We start from the raw sequence: 17,020 nt of genomic DNA, 5'->3' as shown, positions 1-17,020 counted from the left end.
CCGTCCGCTGCCCCGCGTCCACATCTGTCCACGCCTCCCGCACCGATCCGCTGTGCCGTGTCCACCCGTCGACCGAGGAGATCCGGTGACCGTCGACCCCGAGCAACTCCGCACCTGCGCGGGCTACTTCGCCACCGGTGTCACCGTCGTCAGCCTGGCGGTGGGCGAGGCCCTCCACGGCGCCACAGTGAACGCGTTCACGACCGTCTCACTGAACCCGCCGCTCGTCCTGATCTCACTGAACCGCACGTCGAAGGCGGCCCGGCTGCTGCCGGGCCGTCCCTTCACCGTCAACGTCCTGGCGGCGGAACAGCACGACCTGGCGCTGCGTTTCGCCGGCAGGGCGGAGACCGCCCCCGACGTTCCACCGTGGCAGGCGCCGCCCGAGCGCTTGGCCCCGCACACGGCCCCCGCCCTCGGCGGCTCGCTGGCCACCTTCTTCTGCACGCCCTGGGCAAGCCACGACGGCGGCGACCATCTCCTCTTCCTCGGCCGCGTCGAACACACCGCCCGGCGCCCGGGGGCGCAGCCCTTGCTCTACTACCGCAGCGCCTTCCATTCCGTGCTCGCGCGCGGGTCGTACGAGACCGACGGGTCTGCCTAGACACGAGGCGATTGGCGTGAGAACACTCTTTACACGCCTCGGCCCTGTTGCCATGGTCATGCCCTCATCTGCGCGCCTTCGCGCACCTATGGGGGGACATCATGTTGACCCGTCTGCTCAAGCCCTTTCCACCCGACAAGCTGAGATCCACCGGCCTCATAGCCCTGGCGCTGGCCGCGATCGTCGCCGCGCTGCTTCCGCTCGCCGGAGTCGGCCCGGCCACCGCCGCCAACGACGCGGGACCCGCCGCGGCGCCCGACCCGCGGCATCCGATGGCGGCACCGCACGAGCCGGTGGTACCTGCCGACGCCATGGAACCGACCGCTCCCGTGCTCCCGAGGACCGGCTGGACCGTGTCCGCGAGCGACGAGGAGACGGCGTCCGAGAACGGCCGCGCCGCGAACGTCCTCGACGGCAGCAACTCCACCATCTGGCACAGCAAGTGGAGCGGCACCGCCACTCCCCTTCCGCACAGCATCACCATCGACATGCACCGTACCGCTGTCGTATCCGCGCTCGTCTACCAGCCGCGCACCGACAACGCCAACGGCAGGGTGGGTTCGTACACCATCCAGCTGAGTGCCAACGGTACGAGTTGGGGCGCGGCCGTCGCCTCCGGCACCCTCGGCGACGACGCGGCCGCCAAGACCCTGAGCTTCGCCGCGCAGGGCGCCCGCCATGTGCGGCTCACCGCGACCAGCGAGGCGGGAAACCGCGGCCCGTGGTCGTCGGCGGCCGAGATCAACCTGCTCGGCGACCCCGGCTCGCCCGCCTCCGTGGTCGACCTGGCCCGGACGGGCTGGACCGCGTCGGCAAGCGACGAGGAGACGAGCAGCGCGACGGACAGGGCCGCGAACGTCCTCGACGGTGACGCGGACACCATCTGGCACAGCCGCTACTCCGGCACCCCGCAGCCCCTGCCGCACAGCATCACCATCGACATGAAGAGCGCCCGCGACGTCTCGGCCCTCTCCTACCAGCCGCGCAAGTCCGGCGCCAACGGCCGCGTCGGCGCCTACACCGTCACGACCAGCACGGACGGCACCACGTTCGGGGCGCCCGTCGCGAGCGGCACCTGGAAGGACGACGACACCGTCAAGGGCGCGACCTTCTCCCGCACCGTCAGCGCGCGGTACGTACGCCTGACGGCGACCACCGAGGCGGGCGGGCGCGGGCCGTGGTCCTCGGCGGCGGAGATCCGGCTGAGCGGCCCGGCGAATCCGGCGACCTCCGGTTCCTGGGGCCGGGTCACCGGTTTCCCGCTGGTGCCCGTGGCCACCGCCCTGCTGCCCAACAACAAGCTGCTCGCCTGGTCCGCGTACGGCATCGACCGCTTCGGCGGGAGCAACGGCTTCACCCAGACCGCGATCATGGACCTCGGCACGGGAGCCGTCACCCAGCGCCGCGTCGACAACACCAAGCACGACATGTTCTGCCCCGGCATCGCGGTCCTCAAGGACGGCCGGGTCCTCGTCACCGGCGGCAGCAACGCCGAACGGGCCAGCATCTACGATCCGGCCACCGACAGCTGGTCGTCCACGACCGACATGAACATCGCCCGCGGCTACCAGGCCATGACCCTGCTCTCCAACGGCGACGCCTTCGTCCTCGGCGGCTCCTGGAGCGGCAACCCGAGCGCGGGCAAGGACGGCGAGGTCTGGTCGCCGACCACCGGCGGCTGGCGCAAGCTGTCCGGTGTACCGGCGACCACCACCATGACGGGCGACCCGCGCGGACCCTACCGGGCCGACAACCACCAGTGGCTGCACGCGACGTCCAACGGCCGGGTCCTGCACCTCGGGCCGAGCAAGCAGATGAACTGGATCTCCACCCAGGGCAACGGTTCCATCGCCGCCGCCGGCAACCGCGCCGACAGCCCGGACGCCATGAACGGCAACGCCGTCGCGTACGACATCGGCAAGCTCCTCACGCTCGGCGGCGCGACCGCCTACGAGGACACGACGGCCACCCGGCGCGCGTACACGGTCGACCTCAGTGCGGGCGGCCAGCCGCGCGCCACGCGTACCGGCGACATGGACTACGCCCGTTCCTTCAGCAACAGCGTGGTCATGCCGGACGGCAAGGTCGCCGTGTTCGGCGGGCAGTCCTATCCGGTGCCGTTCAGCGACGCGACGTCCGCGCTCACACCGGAGATATGGGACCCGGCGACGGGGCGGTTCACGCGGATGGCGAGCATGCCCGTGCCGCGCAACTACCACAGCGTGGCCAATCTGCTGCCCGACGGGCGCATCTTCTCCGGGGGCGGCGGCCTGTGCGGCGACTGCGCCACCAACCACGCCGACGGGGCGATCTTCACCCCGCCCTATCTGCTCAACGCCGACGGCACCGAACGCAAGCGCCCGGTCGTCACGGGCACCGTGCCCTCCCGCGTGCGCCACGGGGCGACCGTACCCGTGACCACGGACTCGGCGGTCACCAGGTTCGCCCTGGTGCGGGCGGGCGCGGCGACCCACTCCACGGACAACGACCAGCGGCGCGTGCCGCTCACCTTCACCCGTGACAGTGCGACGTCGTACACCCTCACCATCCCCTCCGACCCGGGGGTGGCACTGCCCGGCAGCTATCTGCTGTTCGCACTCGACGCGGCCGGGACACCGAGCAAGGCACGAATGATCACCGTGAACTGACCGCGGGCGGGCCCGCCCGCGCCCGTACGGCCACCCGCGAGGAGAGCGCTGCCTCGGGGTGGCCGTACGGGACGTTCGACGTTCAGGCGGGCGCCGGGCCCGCGGCGGCCGTCCGTTCGTCGAGGAGGCCCGCGGCGCGCAGGTCGTCCCACACCTGCTCCGGGACCGGCGTGCGGAACGCCGCCAGGTTCTTCCGTACCTCGGCCGCGGAGCGCATGCCGACGACGATGCCCGCGACGGCGGGGTGCCGCAGCGGAAAGGCCATCGCCAGCTGCGGGAGCGTGACCCCGTGCGCCTCGGCGACGTCGGCCAGGCGGTGGGCGCGCTCCAGCATGTCCGACGTGGTGGGCGCGTAGTCGAAGGTGGACTCCTTCAGGGGCCGGTCCGTGGCGAGCAGGCCGGAGTTGAAGACGGACGCCGCGAGGACCGAGACGCCCCGGGCCGTGCACGCGGGCAGCAGTTCGTCGAGGGCGCTGTGGTCGAGCAGCGTGTAGCGGCCGGACAGCATGACCACGTCGACGTCCGTCTCCTTCACGAGTCTGGTCAGCATGGCGGGGTGGTACATGCCCGCGCCTATGGCGCCCACCACGTGCTGGTCGCGCAGTTCGGCGAGGGCCCGGTAGCCGTCACGCAGCGCGTCCTCGAAGTGCTGTTCCGCGTCGTGGAGCATGAGCAGGTCGATCCGGTCGACGCCCATGCGGCCGAGCGAGTCCTCCACGCTGCGCAGCACCCCGTCGCGCGTGAAGTCCCACACCCGGCGGTGGGTGGCGGGCACGGCGAAGCCCTCGTCCGTCCGGCCCCCGGGATCCTGCGGCACCAGCAGCCGCCCGACCTTCGTCGAGAGCGTGACCTGCTCGCGCGGCTTGTCGCGGAGCAGTACGCCGGTGCGGCGTTCGGAGTGCCCGATGCCGTAGTGGGGAGAGGTGTCGAAATAGCGGATCCCGCCCTCCCACGCGGCTTCCAGGGCGCCCGCGGCGGTCTCGTCGTCCAACGGGGTGTAGAGCCCGCCGAGCGGTCCGCCGCCGAAGCCGAGTTCGGTGACGCGCACCGCGGTGTTCCCGAGCCGGTTGCTTCTCATCATCTGTTTCTCCATGGGTCTGCTCCGTTCTGTGCTGCGTGCGGCACTGTGGGCCCGGTGTTGAGGAAGGCCGACCTCAGAGGGCCGGCTGCAGAGGGTCGGCTTCAGCGGGCCGGGAGGCGCCACCGGACACTCAGAAGGCCGGAAAGGCACCACCGGACACGTGGAAGGGCTCCCGTTCCCCGCGGAAGGCGCGCGACGCGGCGGCCAGCGCGCCGGGCCGCAGCTCCTGGACACGGCCTGCGGCCGCGAGGGCCGCCAGGGTGGGCCCGCCCAGATAGGCCGCCCCCAGTTCGGCCACGGACAGGCGCAGGTCGGCTCGGGCCCGGGTGCGTTCGCAGGTGACGGTCTCCCCTTCGGCGCGCAGGTGGTGGCGGCCGGTGTTCCAGGGGCAGAAGGTGTCTTCGACCTCCAGGACCACGTCCAGCCCGGCGGGGTAGCGGCGTGCGGTGAGCGCCCGGCCGACGTCCACGAGGCGGACCCACAGATTGTCGACCACGGTGGTGCGTACGGCCCGCGGATTCCGCAGAAGGTGGGGCAGGGGCTCGTCGACGGCCCCTTCGTAGGTGAGGTGGTCGTGGGCGTCGAGGTCGATGAAGTAGCGCCACAGGCTCGCGTAGGACTGCCGCGTGGTGGCGACGAGTTCGACGATCTGCACGGTGCGTCCCCCGGACCGGTAGAGGGCGTAGCCGGTGGCTTCCCCTCCGGGTTCCGAGTGGACCGCGAAGCGCAGGGCCGTCGCCCCGTGGCGGGCGTGCTCGGGGTCGTGGAGGCGGGCGTCCCAGTACTTCTCCGCCCGGTCGACCCAGCCGACGGTCCGCAGGCGGACGGTGTCGTGGATCTTCTCCAGGAGCGGGCGGGCGCGGTCGGCGTCGAGCAGGCGGAGGGTGCCGGGCCCCGGGTCTGCGTCCGCGCGCAGAGCCATGTCCCTCTTGTCGCCCCGGATGCGGGCCAGGTGGGAGGCGGCGGCGTAGCCGAAGCGGCCGTAGATGGTGGCCTCGGCGGCGTTGAGCGCGGCGATCGCCTCGCCGCCCGACTCGTGCAGTTCGGTGAGCTGCTGCCGCATCATCGTGGTGAGGATGCCGCGCCGGCGGTGGGTGGGCAGGACCGCGACGAGTGTGACGCCCGCGACCGGGGTGCGGGCGCCGGGGACCGTGAGGACGCGGCCGTAGACGGACGCGCCGCCGACGATGTCCCGGCCGTCGTACGCGGCCAGTGTGCGCGCCGGTTCGATCACCGAGCGGGCGCTTCTGAGGGCGCCCTCGCGCCAGTCCTGGCCGTAGGTGGTGGTGACCATGCGGGCCCAGGCGTCGAACTCGTGGGCCTCGATGGTGCGCAGGGGGTGCGGGGCGTTCGTGTGCGAGGCGATGGTGTGCGGGATATCCGTGTGCGGGGCGTTCGTGTGCGGGGCGTTCATGGGTCGAGCGTGGCGGGGTAAACACCCGTGCCGCATCGTGCGAGTTCGGTATTTATATGCTGGCGCCATGGTGTCGGATCGCGTGGTCAGTCCGGTGTTCGTCGGCCGGGACGACGCGCTGGCGGCGCTTGCGGGGGCGTGGCAGACGGCGGTGGGGGCGCCCGCGGTGGCGCTCGTCGCCGGTGAGGCCGGGATCGGGAAGTCGCGGCTCGTCACGGAGTTCGAGCACGCGCTGGACCTCCCGGTCCGGATGGTGCGGGGAGCCTGCGCGGAGTTCGGGGGCGAGGGGCTCGCGTACGCGCCTTTCGTGGCGGTCCTTCGGCGTCTCGTCCGGGAGGGGGCGGCTGCGGCCGGACGGTACCGGGAGCTGGCGCGCTGGTTCCCCGAGCTCGGCGAGGTGCCCGAGGCGCAGCCCGGGGAGCAGCGGCCGCTCTCCGGGAAGCACCGGCTGTACGAGGAGGTCCTCGCGCTGGTCGAGGAGGTGGCCGCCGCCCGGCCCGTCGTCGTCGCCGTCGAGGATCTGCACTGGGCGGACGCCGCCTCCCGGGAGCTGTTCGCGTTCCTGGCCCGCAATCTGACGCAGCCCGGCGTGCTGCTGCTCGCCACGTACCGGCTCGGTGGGGCGGGCGCGGGACAGCTCGGGCCGTTGCTGTCCGAGCTCGCGCGCGGCCCCCGCACCACCACTCTGCGGCTGCCCCGGCTCACCGAGGGCCATGTCGGCCTGCAACTGGCGGCGATCCTCGGCACCGCGCCCGACGCCGCCACCGTGCACCGCGTCCACCGGCGCAGCGACGGCAACCCGCTCTTCGTCGAGGCACTCGCCCACGGGGACTCCCACACACCGGACAGCCTGCGCGAACTGCTCCTGCGGGCCCCGCGCGCGCTGCCCTCCCCCGCCCGGCTGCTGCTGAGCCTGGTGTCGGCGGGCGGCGACTTCGTCACGCACCGCCTCCTGGAGAGCGTGGCCGACGAGAGCGGTCCGGAGCTGGACGCCCTGCTGCGCCCCCTGGTCGACCAGGGTCTGCTCGTGACGGCCGACGACGGATACGCCTTCCGGCACGCGCTCATCCGCCAGGCCGTGTACGAGGACCTGCTGCCCGGCGAGCGGATACGGCTGCACACCCGTTACGCGGAGGCCCTGCGCGACAGCGACGCCTACGCGGAGCTGGCCGCGCACACCTACGCCGCGGGGGACCACGAGCGGGCTCTGGCCTTCGCGTACCGGGCCGCGCACCGGGCCCGCCGCTCCTACGCCTACGACGAGCAGCGCCGCATGCTGGAGCGGGTCCTCGACCTCTGGGACCGTGTACGGGACCCGTCTGCCGCGCTCGGCACCGGCCCGAGCGGCACGGGCCCCCTCGACATCGGCCCCCTCGACTCCGGCCCGCGCGGCGCCGACCTGGTCGGCGTCCTGACCGAGGCCGCCGAGGCCTGCATGTTCAGCGGGGACTACCGGCGCGGCATCGACCACGCCACGGCCGGTCTCGCCGCCGTCGACGAGCGCCGTGCGCCCGAGCGCGCCGCCCTGCTGCTCGAACATCGCGGCAGGCTCCGGCACCGCCTCGGCGGCACCGGCAACGCCGACTTCGACCACGCGCTCAGGCTGCTGCCCGACGACGTCGGGAACGTGCTGCGGGGCCGGGTGCTCGGGGTCATGGCCATGGGGCTGCTGCCGGACGCCGACGCGGCGCGGTGGGCGTTCGACGAGGCCCTGCGCATCGGCCGGCACACCGGCGACGCGACCGTCACCGTCCGGGGCCTGCTCGGCACCGGCGCCCGCGACGGCGACCTCGGCGCGCTGGCGGAGGCCCGGGGCCTCGCCGAGCGGCTCGACAGCCACGATCTGCTCCTGACCGTGCCGATGTACGAGGCGATGGTGCACACCCGGACCGGCGAGCACCGGCGCGGCGTCGACGCGGCCCTGGACGGCTTCCGCCGCGCCCGCCGTTCCGGGCTCGGCCTCAGCCGGGGCGCCGATCTCGCCTGCTACGCCGCGCACGGCCTGATCCTGACGGGGCGGTGGGACCACGCGAGCGCGCTGCTCGACGAGGCGCTCGCCGAAGACCCGCCGCCGGCGGCCCGGCAGCATCTGCGCCGTCTCGTCGGGCGGCTCGCGCTGTGCCGCGGCGACGTGGCGGCAGCCGCGGCGGCGGCCTCCGGGCCCGCGGACGCGCTGCGCAGCACCGGCTTGCTCCAGCACTACCAACTGGTGTGCCTGCTCGCCGTCGCCCAGGGCGACCCGGAGGAAGCCGACCGCGTCCTGGGCCGCACCCTCGCCGACCCGTGGTTCACGCGGGTGCCGAGCAGTGAGGCCCGCTCCGTCCTGGTCACCGGAGCGTTGGTCCAGGAGGCACGGCTCGACGCCGACTGCAACGGCCCGACGGCGCAACAGGCCGAGGACCGTCGCACCGAACTCACCCTGCTCGACGCGGGGTTGCCCGAGTACGGTCGCCTCGACCGGGCGCGGCGCAGCCACCTCCACGCCCTCCTCCGCGGCGGCGGATGGCAGCAGGCGGTGAGCGCGTGGAGGGAGCTGGGGCAGCCCTACCACCTGGCCCAGTGTCTGCTGCGCGCGGGGAGGTCAGCGCTCGCCGCGGGTGACCTCACCGGCGGGTCGGCCCAGCTCGAGGAGGCGGCGGAGCTGGCCGACTCCCTGGGCGCGGCACCGCTCAGCCGCCGGATCGCCCTGGCGGCGGGCCAGGCCCCCGCGTCGCACGGCGCTCCCCCCGCACGCCCCGCCGAAGGCGCCGACGCACCCGGCACAGCGCACGGCACCGCGCGTCTCACCGCACGCGAACACGAAGTGCTGCTGCTCATCGCCGAGGGCCTGAGCAACCGGCAGATCGCGGGCCGCCTGCACATCTCCCCCAGCACCGCGGGAGTGCACGTCTCCCACATCCTGGCCAAACTCGGCGCCTCCACCCGCACCCGGGCCGCCGCCATCGCCCACCGGCAGGGGTGGACCGCCGCCGCGCCCCCGGAGTAGGGATCGCACCACACGGAGCGGCCCCTGGACACCGCCCTGTGCCAGTGGCCCCGCCGCCGGGACCTCATCCGCCCGGCGGTGACCCCGCCTCCTGGTCCGCCACCCGCATTAGGAGGCGGCAGGCGGGATCGCCCGAACGCAGGCAGGTGGTCGCGCAGTTGCGGGTGAGGGTCACCCCGAGGCCCTCGGACCAGCCCGCGTGGACGTCGGTGCACGGGCAGCGGTAGCCGTCCAGGGACCCGGCCATGCGCACCATGGTGACCGCGAAGTTCTGACGCATGGTCAGCTCGATGTCCCCGTTGGCGAGCACCGCGGTCCCGCCGTCGCGCAGCTCGCTCGGGAACATCCACTCGGAGCACAGGTCGTAGCGGCGGCGCAGCTCCTCGCGGTCCCCGGCGGGCCGACCGCCGCACTGGCGGACGATGCGCCGGCCCACCTGGACGGCCACGTACCGCAGGGCCTCGGCGTTGATCTCGTTGGCCACCTCGTGGCCGAACCTCGCGGCCACGCCCTGGTACCAGCGCGCGTCGTGCGTCCACCACTGCCGGTACACGTCCAGGGTGCGCGGCTTCGGGACCGTGCGCTCGCCGGTCCCGGTCACCGGCGCGCACCGCCGGGTCCCCCGGCGAGGGCGCGGGCGCGGAAGCGTTCGCGCAGTTCGCGCTTGAGCACCTTGCCGGTGGCTCCCTTGACGACGTCGTCCGCGTCCATCCGCAGCACCCCGGTCAGCGGCGGCAGTCCGGCGTCCGCCAGGGCCCGGTTGGCCTCGGCCGTCCAGTGGGCGTCGTCGTGCTCCGGCGCGTCCGGGCCGAACTGGAGCAGCGCCCAGGCCTCGGCCGTCCCGTCGCCGTCCCAGTCGGCGCGCACTCCTTCCGGTGCCACCGCCACCACCGTGCAGTCGTCGAGCACCGGCAGCTCGCGCAGCAGCAGTTCCTCCGTGCGGACGCTGAAGACGACCCCGGAGGCGGTGCGGACGGCGTCCGGTGCCCGGTCCAGGTGGTAGAAGTTGCCGTCCTCGTCCCGGTACGCGAGGTCGCCGGTCAGCCAGTAGCCGCCGAGCCGCAGCCGGTGGAAGGTGAGCGAGTCGTTCCAGTAGCCGGGCGAGAGCGTGGGCGAGCGCACGCCGAGGCGGCCCACCTCGCCGGGCGGCAGCGGGGTGCCGTCATCGGCGAGCACGGCCGCCTCGGCGAAGCTCATCGGCTTGCCGACGCAGCGCGCCGGGGACGGCTTGCCGAGCCGGTGGCCGTTGTGGAACAGGGAGTAGCCCGTCTCGGAGGAGCCGAGCCCGTCGGTGAAGACGGAGCCCCGCACCCGCTGCCGCTTCAGGTCCTGGCCGACCGTCTCGTGGCTGCCCTGCTCGATCAGCGCCCGGATGTGCGCCTGGTGCGCCGCGTCCCCGGTGTTGTACCAGGCCTCGACGCTCGACAGGTCGCGGGCGGCCAGGTCGTGCGCGGCCATCTCCCCGTACGTACCGGCGAAGGCGAACACCGTCGTGGGGCGGAAGGACTCCAGGGCGTCGATGACGTCCGCGCCCCGCTGGCTGGAGAGGAGCAGCACCGGTGAGCGCAGCAGGAAGCCGAACATCATGACCGACATGGCGGCGTTGTGGGAGCCGGGCAGGGCGACGAGCAGCCTGCCCATGGACGAGCCGACGGACAGACGCAGCCGGTGCAGTTGCGCGTACAGCAGCGTCGCGTGGGTGTGCGGGACGGCCTTGGGCATGCCGGTGGTGCCGGAGGAGTGGGAGATGATGACGGGATCGGTGTCGTGGTGGGCGTACGGGTAGCCCGGGGGCAGCGGCGCGCGGTCGTCCGCGCGGATGTCGGCCGCCGTGACGTGGAAGCCGAGGCCCGGCTCCGCCCGGTCAGGGGCGAGCACGGCGCTGTGCGCCTCGTCGGTGAGCGCGCCCACCGCCCCCTGGCGGCGCACGTACTCGCGTGCGGTCTCCGGGCGGAGGTTGCCGTTGACGAAGGACGGGATGGCGCCCAGCGAGGTGAGCGCGAGGAAGTTCACCGCGAACTCGGTGCTGGAGTACGTCTGGATCGCCACCGGGTCACGCGGCCGGACGCCCTGCGCGTGGTACCAGGCCGCGTAGACCTCGACGGCGTCGTGCAGTTCGCCGAGGGTCAGCATGTCGGGGCGGCTGCCCTCCGGGGCCTGCCAGGTGCCGTCGGTCCACAGCACCGGCTCGTCGGACGGCCTGCCGTACGCCGTGAGGCGGTGGATGACGTTCCCGGCGCCCAAGGCGGCGTCGGCGGCGATCCGCGCGCGTTCTTCCTTGGTGATCATGGTGGGGTCCCTTGGTTTCGGGCGGCCAGTGCGACGAGGCCGCGGAGGGTGCCGTATCCGTCCGGCGGGGCCGCCGGGGGCGGATGCGCGGGGAGCTCGGGCAGGTGCGGTACGGGGTCGTCGCGGTCGAGGAGGAGCGCCACGGCCAGGTCCTCCGCGGGCGGCACGGTGCCGAGCGCCCGGTGGGCCGCCGCGGCGCGGTCGCCCGCGGCCAGTTCGACGCCGACCAGCACCACCCGGTCCGCTTCTCCGGTCTCAAGGAGGAGGGCGCCGGTCGTGAGGAGTTCACCGGCGACGTCGTCCGGTACGGCGGTGGACAGCGACAGGAGCGGGCCCGTGACGGCGAGGTCCACGGCGAGCCGCCCGAGGATCGCGTTCGCGGTGCTCTGCATGAACAGCAGCGGCTGATGCGCCTGCCCGGCGACGAGCGACCGGCTGCCGGTGTCCAGGGTGGTGGCGTCCCCCACCGTGCTGGCGAGCACGATCGCGGTCCGGGCGCCGTCGCCGGGGGGCGCGACGCCCAGGCACCGGTGGACGGCCGCGTGCACCAGCGGGCTGAACGTGGACTCCACGAACCCCGGCACGGGTGGCGCCGACGCGTCGGACATCGCGGTGATCATGTGCGCTCCAGGACGAGTGCCGTGTTGACGCCGCCGAACGCCGCGTTGACGGTCATCGCCGCACGGAGGTCCGCCTTGTGCGGCCGGTTGGGTACGAAGTCCAGGTCGCACAGCGGGTCGGGCTCGGTGAAGCCCGCGGTGGGCGGCAGGACGCCGTCGCGCAGCGCGAGCAGGGTGATCACCAGCTCCACCACTCCGGCGGCCTCCAGGAGGTGCCCGGTCGTGCTCTTGGTGGAGCTGACCGGTACGGAGTCCGCGTACGGGCCGAACACCGCGCGCAGCCCCCGCGTCTCGGCCGGGTCGTTGTGCCGGGTGGCGGTGCCGTGCGCGTTGACGTAACCGACGCGCGGCAGCCCGGCGCCGCGCAGCGCGCGACCCGCGGCGGCGGCGAGCCCGGCGCCCTCGGGGTGCGGGCGCGCCACGTGGTGGGCGTCCCCCGCGACGCCCCAGCCGGTCAGGGCGGCGAGGGGGCGCGCGCCCCGGCGTCGCGCGCCGTCCGCCGATTCGAGCACCACGGCGGCGGCCCCGTCCCCGAGCAGCAGCCCGCTGCGGTCCGCGCAGAACGGCCGCACCGCGCCGTCGCGGGAGAGCGCGAACCCGGAGCCGAACTTGGCCAGGTTCTCCTCCTCCACCAGGTAGGCGCCCGCGCAGAGCACGGTGTCGGCCCGGCCGGAGGAGATCAGCAGACAGCCGTGCACGACCGCCATGGCCGAGGCGACACAGGCGCTCGTGAACGCGAGCCGGGTGCCGCGCACCCCGAGCGCGTCCGCCAGGGCGGCGGCCTGCCACGCGGGCACGGTCTCCACGACACCCGCGCCGCCGGCCCCGTCGCTCCCGGCGGCCCCGCCCGCGTCCGCGTCCCGCCCCCGCGTCCGCCAGAACCGGGTCAGGGCGGTGAAGTCGCCCGCGGTGCCCACCAGTACGTCCGCCCGCGCGCCCGCCGGCAGCCCCGCCATGCGGACCGCGGCGGCGGCGGTCTCGGCGAGCACCTCCCGCAGCGGGACGGCCGGGCCGTGGGTGGCGGCCGCGTCCGTGCGGTACGGGCCGGTGTCGAAGCGGGTGACGGGGGCGAACGCGGGCCGCCCGTCGAAGACGCCGTCGCGCAGCGCCTCGGCCCCGGTGCCGAAGGCGGTCCGCACCCCGTACCCGGTCAGCAGCACCTCACGTCTCACGGGCACCCGCCTCTTGGGTCCCCGCCGCGTGCCCCGTGAGGTAACGGGTGATGCTGCGTACCGAGGTGAAGCCGGTGAGGTGCGCCTCGGCCGGTTCGACCACCAGGCCGTGGCGCAGCTCCAGTTGGTGCAGGAACCACACCAGGCCGAGGGAGTCCAGGGCGATCTCGGTGTCGTCGTCCAGTTCGGACGGGAGACCGGAGTAGATCTTGGGGTCGGAGAGCAGTTCCCGTACCGCGTCGGGGCCGATCGGGCGGCCGGGGCCGGTCATGCCGTGGCGCCGCGGCCGATGACGTCAAAGACCAGGTCGCCCAGTTTCATCGCGCCCACGGGTTCGATGTCGGCGTCCTGGAACTTGACGCCGAAGCGGCGCTCCAGACGCATGGTCAGCTCGATGAGGCTCAGCGAGTCGAGGTCGATGCCACTGGAGCCCAGCGTGGTGTCGTCGGTGACCTCGTCCGTGTCGAGGGGGTGGTTCATGTCGTCGGTGATCGTGGTGAGGACGAACGTACGGATCTCTTCCTGCAAGGTGGTCTGCATGGGGGGAGTCCTTCCGGTACGGGGCCGAGGGCGCCGGTCAGTTGTCGGCGGGAGCGGAGGCAGAGGCGGCGAGCAGCACGTCGTGGCGGCGGACGAGCTTGCCGTTGGAGGTGCGGGGCAGGTCCGGCAGGACGCGGACGACCCGGGGCGTCTTGTAGTCGGCGAGCCGCTCCCGGCACCAGCGCAGGAGCTCCGCCGCGGCCGGGCCGCCCCTGGCAAGCGTGGTCACGTACGCCTCGATCGCGCCGGAGTGCACCACCACGGCCCCGGTGACGCCGGGGTGGCCGCGCAGGGCGGTCTCCACCTCGCCGAGGTCGACGTTGAGGCCGCCGACGATCACGACGGAGTCGCCCCGGCCGAGGAGCCGCAGGGTGCCGTCGGGGGCGAGTTCCGCCCGGTCGCGGGTGCGCAGCCAGTGGTCCTCGTACCGGTCGCCGTGCGTGCCGTCGTCGGAGGTGAACAGGTACGGCGAGCCGTCCGGCAGCCACACCTCCGCCTCGCCCGCGCGGACCCGCAGCCGTACGCCGGGGGCCGCGCGGCCGACCGAGGGCCGGGTGGTGCCGCCGACGTCCATCGTGACGACGCCCGTCTCGGTGGTGCCGTACGACTCGCCGACGCGGACGCCGAACCGGTCGGCGAACCGCTCGGCGGTCTCCGGAGGCATGATCTCGCCGCCGGAGACAGCAGCGCGCAGCGCGGGCAGGACGGGCAGTTCGCGGGCGGTGCCGAGGAGTTCGTAGTGGAACGGCGTGCCGAACACCGCCTGGACGCGGTGCTGTTCGGCGGCGGCGAGGATGTCCCGGGCCGCCACGCGCCGCGCGAACACCACTGTGACGCCCGCGGCCAGCGAGTGCAGGAGCCCGGCGACGAGGCCGAAGCTGTGGGCGGTCGAGCTGAGCAGCAGCACGCTCTCACCCCGTACCGGCATGCCCTCGACACGCGTGAACCGGTCGACCTCCGCCGCCAGGGAGGCCGCGGTCCGCCCGATGGCCTTGGGCAGGCCGGTCGAGCCCGAGCTGAACTGCACGAGCCCGTGCCCGGACGCCCGCAGGCGACCGTCCGGGCAGCGGGTGGTCACCAGCTCGTAGCGGGCCTGGAAGCCGAGGGGCGAGACACCCGTCACTCCGCTGTCGACCACGAACCGGGGGCGGCACAGCGAGCGCAGGGCCGCCACCTCGGGGGGTTTGAGGCGGTGGTCGACCAGGAGGACCTGCGCGCCGAGGCGCCACAGGGCGAGGACGACCTGTATCTGGGTGTAGCTGGGCGGCACCTGGACCAGCACCGTGTCGCCCGCGCCGATGCCGTGCGCGGCGAAGACCGACGCCTCGAAGGCCACGGCGTCGGCGTTCTCCGCGCGGGTGAGGACGTGGTCACCGTGGACCAGGCAGGGCAGGTGTCCCGGGTGCGCGCCGAGGAGCCGGCCGACGAGATCGGCGGGGTCGACGGGGCCCGGCAGGCCGCCGCCCACCGGCTCTCTCTGCCCGGCCATCCGCTCTCTCTGCCCGGTCATCAGCTCTCCTTGCAGAACTCGCCTATGGGCAGGCCCACATGGCGCTGGTCGGTGGCCAGATACCCGAGCAGTTCGTCGCCGTGCCGCAGCTCGGTGACGTTGAGGACCTTGCCGCCGGGGCCGAGCACCCGCACGTGCCAGTCGTCCTGCACGGTCAGGCTCACCTCCGTCCCGTCGGCTGCGTGGGCGGTGACGGTCAGCAGGGGCCGGGACTCCAGCTTGGCCCGCCCGACGAGGACGCGCCGGGTGCGGCCCTCGGCGTCGACAGCGAGCGTCGTACTGCCCGAGCGGAGTTCGCTGAGGTAGTTGGTGCGGTTCCCCGGGCCGAGTACGTAGGAGTGCAGGGCCCCGGCGTTGACCCGGAAAGGACGCGTCGGCATGTACGGCAGCGGATGGGTCTCGCTGCAGCACAGGATGAAGCCGGTGGAGTACGAGCCGACCAGGATGCCCTCGTCCTCGGCGAAGTGCGAGCAGGTGTCCACGCACACCCGGTCGCCGAGCCCGTGGTGCTCCACCCGGTCGACGGTCAGCGTGGTCAGTTCGAGGGGTGGCGAGTCGGCCCTGAGCAGCCGGGTCAGGGCGAAGACCTCGTCTGCGCTCGCGGGGGCCAGCAGGACGCCGTCCGAGCCGCGTTCGAGGACGTCGAGGACGATGCCCGCCTCCTCCAGGTCGGCGCAGGCGGTGACCAGCCGGCCGTCGGCGCGGTCGGCGGCGGCCAGCACGATCTCCAGGGGGATCTTGGTCGGATCGGCGAAGCGGACCACGGTGTGGGGCAGCACGACGGCGGCGGCGCAGGCGAGCCGCAGCGTCCGGTCGTCGTGCACGTCGACCCAGCCGACGGCCTCGGGGCCGAGGTCGCCCAGCTGGGCCTCGTCGGTCACCACGGTGGGGTTCACGCCCATGACGGTCGGCGGGAGATCCTTCAGGAGCTTCTCGTCGTCGCAGAGCACGCCGTGCACCCGGGAGTGCAGGGCGGCGTCCAGGACGGACTCGAGCCGTTCGCTCGGCACGGTCCGGAGGTCGATCCAGGCGAACTTCATGCGGCACCTGTCGCAATCGTCGAAGGGTGAGGGGAGGTTGCTCCGTTCGCTCCCGCCGTGCCGTTCGCTCCCGCCGTGCGGGGCTCCACGGCGTGCACGACCGCGGCGAGCCGGGCCGTCAGCGAGGCCGGTGACGGCGCGGAGAAGATCCGGCGGCCGACCGCGAGCCCTCGGCAGCCGGAGCGCATCAGGGAGGTCCCGTAGCCGATCAGGTCCGAGCCGTCGAGCGGTCCGCCCGCGGCGAGCACGGGGACGGGGCAGCTGTCCACCACCTCGGACATCCGCCCGAGCGGCAGCGTCACCGAGGTCTTGACGAGGTCGGCGCCCAGGTCCACGGCGACGTTGACGGCGTGCGCGAGCAGCGCCGGGTCGTGCGGGTCGGTGACGCGGGGGCCGCGCGGGTAGATCATCGCGAGCAGCGGCATGTTCCACGCGTCGCAGGAGGCGGCCACGGTGCCGAGGTCGGCGAGTTGCCGGTGCTCGGTGGCCGAGCCCAGGTTGACGTGCACGCTCACCGCGTCCGCGCCGAGGCGCACGGCCTCCTCGACGTCCCCGACGAGCACCTTGGCGTCGGTGTCGGCCGCGTGCGCGGTCCCGGCGCTCAGATGCATGACGAGGCCGCAGTGGCGCAGGATGGAGGCGGAGATGGTGCGGGCCCGGCCCTTGTGGACGACGATCGCGTCGGCGCCGCCGTCCACCAGGGACCGGATGAGACCGTCCCAGCGGGCCTGCGGCACCACGGGGCCGTCCGAGACACTGTGATCGAGCGGCACGAAAAGGTATCTTCCGTCGCCCGCCGCTGAAAGCCTGCGCATGCGGAATGATTTGCCGGAGTCGGCCATGTACCGGATACACCTCCCCAAAACGCCACAACGGACGGATCACGTTCGGTACCGAAGGATCGAGCCGGAACAATCCGGATTGAGCCGGATCGGGCCGGGTCCGGACGGATCGAGACGGATCGAGCGGGATCAAGAATGACACCGAGAATGACACAGTCCGGAAGTGGCGAACGGATATCGGTATTCCATAACTCCGCGGTTATGCGGCTCTGAGAACCGTCTGAGAATTCTCTGCCAGGCTGTGCCGGACCGCTCCGTTCCGCGCGGCTGCCCC

The 17,020-nt window shown here is 73.5% G+C and carries 14 protein-coding genes; 3 read left to right on the top strand and 11 right to left on the bottom strand.

What is annotated here, in order from left to right; all coding sequences use genetic code 11:
- Nucleotides 1–85 precede the first annotated feature (85 nt).
- Complete coding sequence (locus GPA10_RS29655) at nucleotides 86–604, top strand: flavin reductase family protein (RefSeq protein ID WP_343041460.1); 519 nt, start codon at nucleotides 86–88, stop codon at nucleotides 602–604.
- 101 nt (nucleotides 605–705) lie between these two features.
- On the top strand, nucleotides 706–3,252 hold the full coding sequence (locus GPA10_RS29650) for a discoidin domain-containing protein (protein ID WP_157168163.1): 2,547 nt from the start codon (nucleotides 706–708) through the stop codon (nucleotides 3,250–3,252).
- An 82-nt stretch (nucleotides 3,253–3,334) separates the two neighbouring features.
- On the opposite strand, the gene GPA10_RS29645 is transcribed toward GPA10_RS29650, so the two are convergent.
- Nucleotides 3,335–4,330, bottom strand: coding sequence for an aldo/keto reductase (locus tag GPA10_RS29645; protein WP_157168227.1), 996 nt, complete (start codon nucleotides 4,328–4,330; stop codon nucleotides 3,335–3,337).
- A 133-nt stretch (nucleotides 4,331–4,463) separates the two neighbouring features.
- A complete protein-coding gene (locus GPA10_RS29640) occupies nucleotides 4,464–5,747 on the bottom strand; it encodes a GNAT family N-acetyltransferase (RefSeq protein ID WP_157168162.1) in 1,284 nt (427 codons plus the stop codon).
- A gap of 67 nt (nucleotides 5,748–5,814) precedes the next feature.
- On the opposite strand from GPA10_RS29640, the gene GPA10_RS29635 reads away from it, so the two are divergent.
- Nucleotides 5,815–8,733 (top strand): helix-turn-helix transcriptional regulator, encoded by a 2,919-nt coding sequence (locus GPA10_RS29635; RefSeq protein ID WP_198351741.1) that lies wholly within the window; start codon nucleotides 5,815–5,817, stop codon nucleotides 8,731–8,733.
- Between the two features lie 64 nt (nucleotides 8,734–8,797).
- On the opposite strand, the gene GPA10_RS29630 is transcribed toward GPA10_RS29635, so the two are convergent.
- Genes GPA10_RS29630 through GPA10_RS29590 form a run of 9 tightly spaced genes read right to left on the bottom strand, consistent with a single transcriptional unit; the run spans nucleotide 8,798 to nucleotide 16,746 of the window.
- Entirely contained in the window at nucleotides 8,798–9,334 is a 537-nt protein-coding gene (locus GPA10_RS29630) for a hypothetical protein (RefSeq protein ID WP_343041459.1), read from the bottom strand.
- Nucleotides 9,331–11,022 carry a class I adenylate-forming enzyme family protein gene (locus GPA10_RS29625; protein ID WP_157168160.1) on the bottom strand — a complete coding sequence of 564 codons (1,692 nt, stop codon included), beginning with the start codon at nucleotides 11,020–11,022 and terminating at the stop codon, nucleotides 9,331–9,333. The genes GPA10_RS29630 and GPA10_RS29625 overlap by 4 nt, the downstream gene beginning before the upstream one ends.
- Complete coding sequence (locus GPA10_RS29620) at nucleotides 11,019–11,642, bottom strand: beta-ketoacyl-[acyl-carrier-protein] synthase family protein (protein WP_157168159.1); 624 nt, start codon at nucleotides 11,640–11,642, stop codon at nucleotides 11,019–11,021. Before GPA10_RS29620 ends, GPA10_RS29625 begins: the two co-directional genes overlap by 4 nt.
- Nucleotides 11,639–12,814 (bottom strand): beta-ketoacyl-[acyl-carrier-protein] synthase family protein, encoded by a 1,176-nt coding sequence (locus tag GPA10_RS29615; RefSeq protein WP_343041458.1) that lies wholly within the window; start codon nucleotides 12,812–12,814, stop codon nucleotides 11,639–11,641. The genes GPA10_RS29620 and GPA10_RS29615 overlap by 4 nt, the downstream gene beginning before the upstream one ends.
- On the bottom strand, nucleotides 12,804–13,085 hold the full coding sequence (locus GPA10_RS29610; RefSeq protein ID WP_058849067.1) for a hypothetical protein: 282 nt from the start codon (nucleotides 13,083–13,085) through the stop codon (nucleotides 12,804–12,806). Before GPA10_RS29610 ends, GPA10_RS29615 begins: the two co-directional genes overlap by 11 nt.
- Nucleotides 13,082–13,354 (bottom strand): acyl carrier protein, encoded by a 273-nt coding sequence (locus GPA10_RS29605; protein ID WP_157168158.1) that lies wholly within the window; start codon nucleotides 13,352–13,354, stop codon nucleotides 13,082–13,084. The genes GPA10_RS29610 and GPA10_RS29605 overlap by 4 nt, the downstream gene beginning before the upstream one ends.
- A gap of 37 nt (nucleotides 13,355–13,391) precedes the next feature.
- Nucleotides 13,392–14,864 carry a class I adenylate-forming enzyme family protein gene (locus GPA10_RS29600; protein WP_246260009.1) on the bottom strand — a complete coding sequence of 491 codons (1,473 nt, stop codon included), beginning with the start codon at nucleotides 14,862–14,864 and terminating at the stop codon, nucleotides 13,392–13,394.
- Nucleotides 14,864–15,904 carry a 3-dehydroquinate synthase II family protein gene (locus tag GPA10_RS29595; protein WP_157168157.1) on the bottom strand — a complete coding sequence of 347 codons (1,041 nt, stop codon included), beginning with the start codon at nucleotides 15,902–15,904 and terminating at the stop codon, nucleotides 14,864–14,866. Before GPA10_RS29595 ends, GPA10_RS29600 begins: the two co-directional genes overlap by 1 nt.
- Nucleotides 15,901–16,746, bottom strand: a complete 846-nt coding sequence (locus tag GPA10_RS29590) for a 2-amino-3,7-dideoxy-D-threo-hept-6-ulosonate synthase (protein ID WP_157168156.1) — start codon at nucleotides 16,744–16,746, stop codon at nucleotides 15,901–15,903. Before GPA10_RS29590 ends, GPA10_RS29595 begins: the two co-directional genes overlap by 4 nt.
- Between the last annotated feature and the right edge of the window lie 274 nt (nucleotides 16,747–17,020).

This window comes from Streptomyces typhae, from assembly GCF_009755605.1.
Taxonomy (GTDB): domain Bacteria; phylum Actinomycetota; class Actinomycetes; order Streptomycetales; family Streptomycetaceae; genus Streptomyces; species Streptomyces typhae.
Note: the sequence above shows the minus strand (reverse complement) of the source record. Positions and strands in the feature narration are given on the sequence as shown.

Bases quoted from the DNA above. Each gene is read 5' to 3' on its own strand.
- GPA10_RS29645 (WP_157168227.1), bottom strand. From the start codon at position 4,330: ATGAGAAGCAACCGGCTCGGGAACACCGCGGTGCGCGTCACCGAACTC.
- GPA10_RS29650 (WP_157168163.1), top strand. From the start codon at position 706: ATGTTGACCCGTCTGCTCAAGCCCTTTCCACCCGACAAGCTGAGATCC.
- GPA10_RS29595 (WP_157168157.1), bottom strand. From the start codon at position 15,904: ATGAAGTTCGCCTGGATCGACCTCCGGACCGTGCCGAGCGAACGGCTC.
- GPA10_RS29610 (WP_058849067.1), bottom strand. From the start codon at position 13,085: ATGACCGGCCCCGGCCGCCCGATCGGCCCCGACGCGGTACGGGAACTG.
- GPA10_RS29635 (WP_198351741.1), top strand. From the start codon at position 5,815: ATGGTGTCGGATCGCGTGGTCAGTCCGGTGTTCGTCGGCCGGGACGAC.
- GPA10_RS29600 (WP_246260009.1), bottom strand. From the start codon at position 14,864: ATGACCGGGCAGAGAGAGCGGATGGCCGGGCAGAGAGAGCCGGTGGGC.
- GPA10_RS29625 (WP_157168160.1), bottom strand. From the start codon at position 11,022: ATGATCACCAAGGAAGAACGCGCGCGGATCGCCGCCGACGCCGCCTTG.
- GPA10_RS29640 (WP_157168162.1), bottom strand. From the start codon at position 5,747: ATGAACGCCCCGCACACGAACGCCCCGCACACGGATATCCCGCACACC.
- GPA10_RS29605 (WP_157168158.1), bottom strand. From the start codon at position 13,354: ATGCAGACCACCTTGCAGGAAGAGATCCGTACGTTCGTCCTCACCACG.
- GPA10_RS29590 (WP_157168156.1), bottom strand. From the start codon at position 16,746: ATGGCCGACTCCGGCAAATCATTCCGCATGCGCAGGCTTTCAGCGGCG.
- GPA10_RS29620 (WP_157168159.1), bottom strand. From the start codon at position 11,642: ATGATCACCGCGATGTCCGACGCGTCGGCGCCACCCGTGCCGGGGTTC.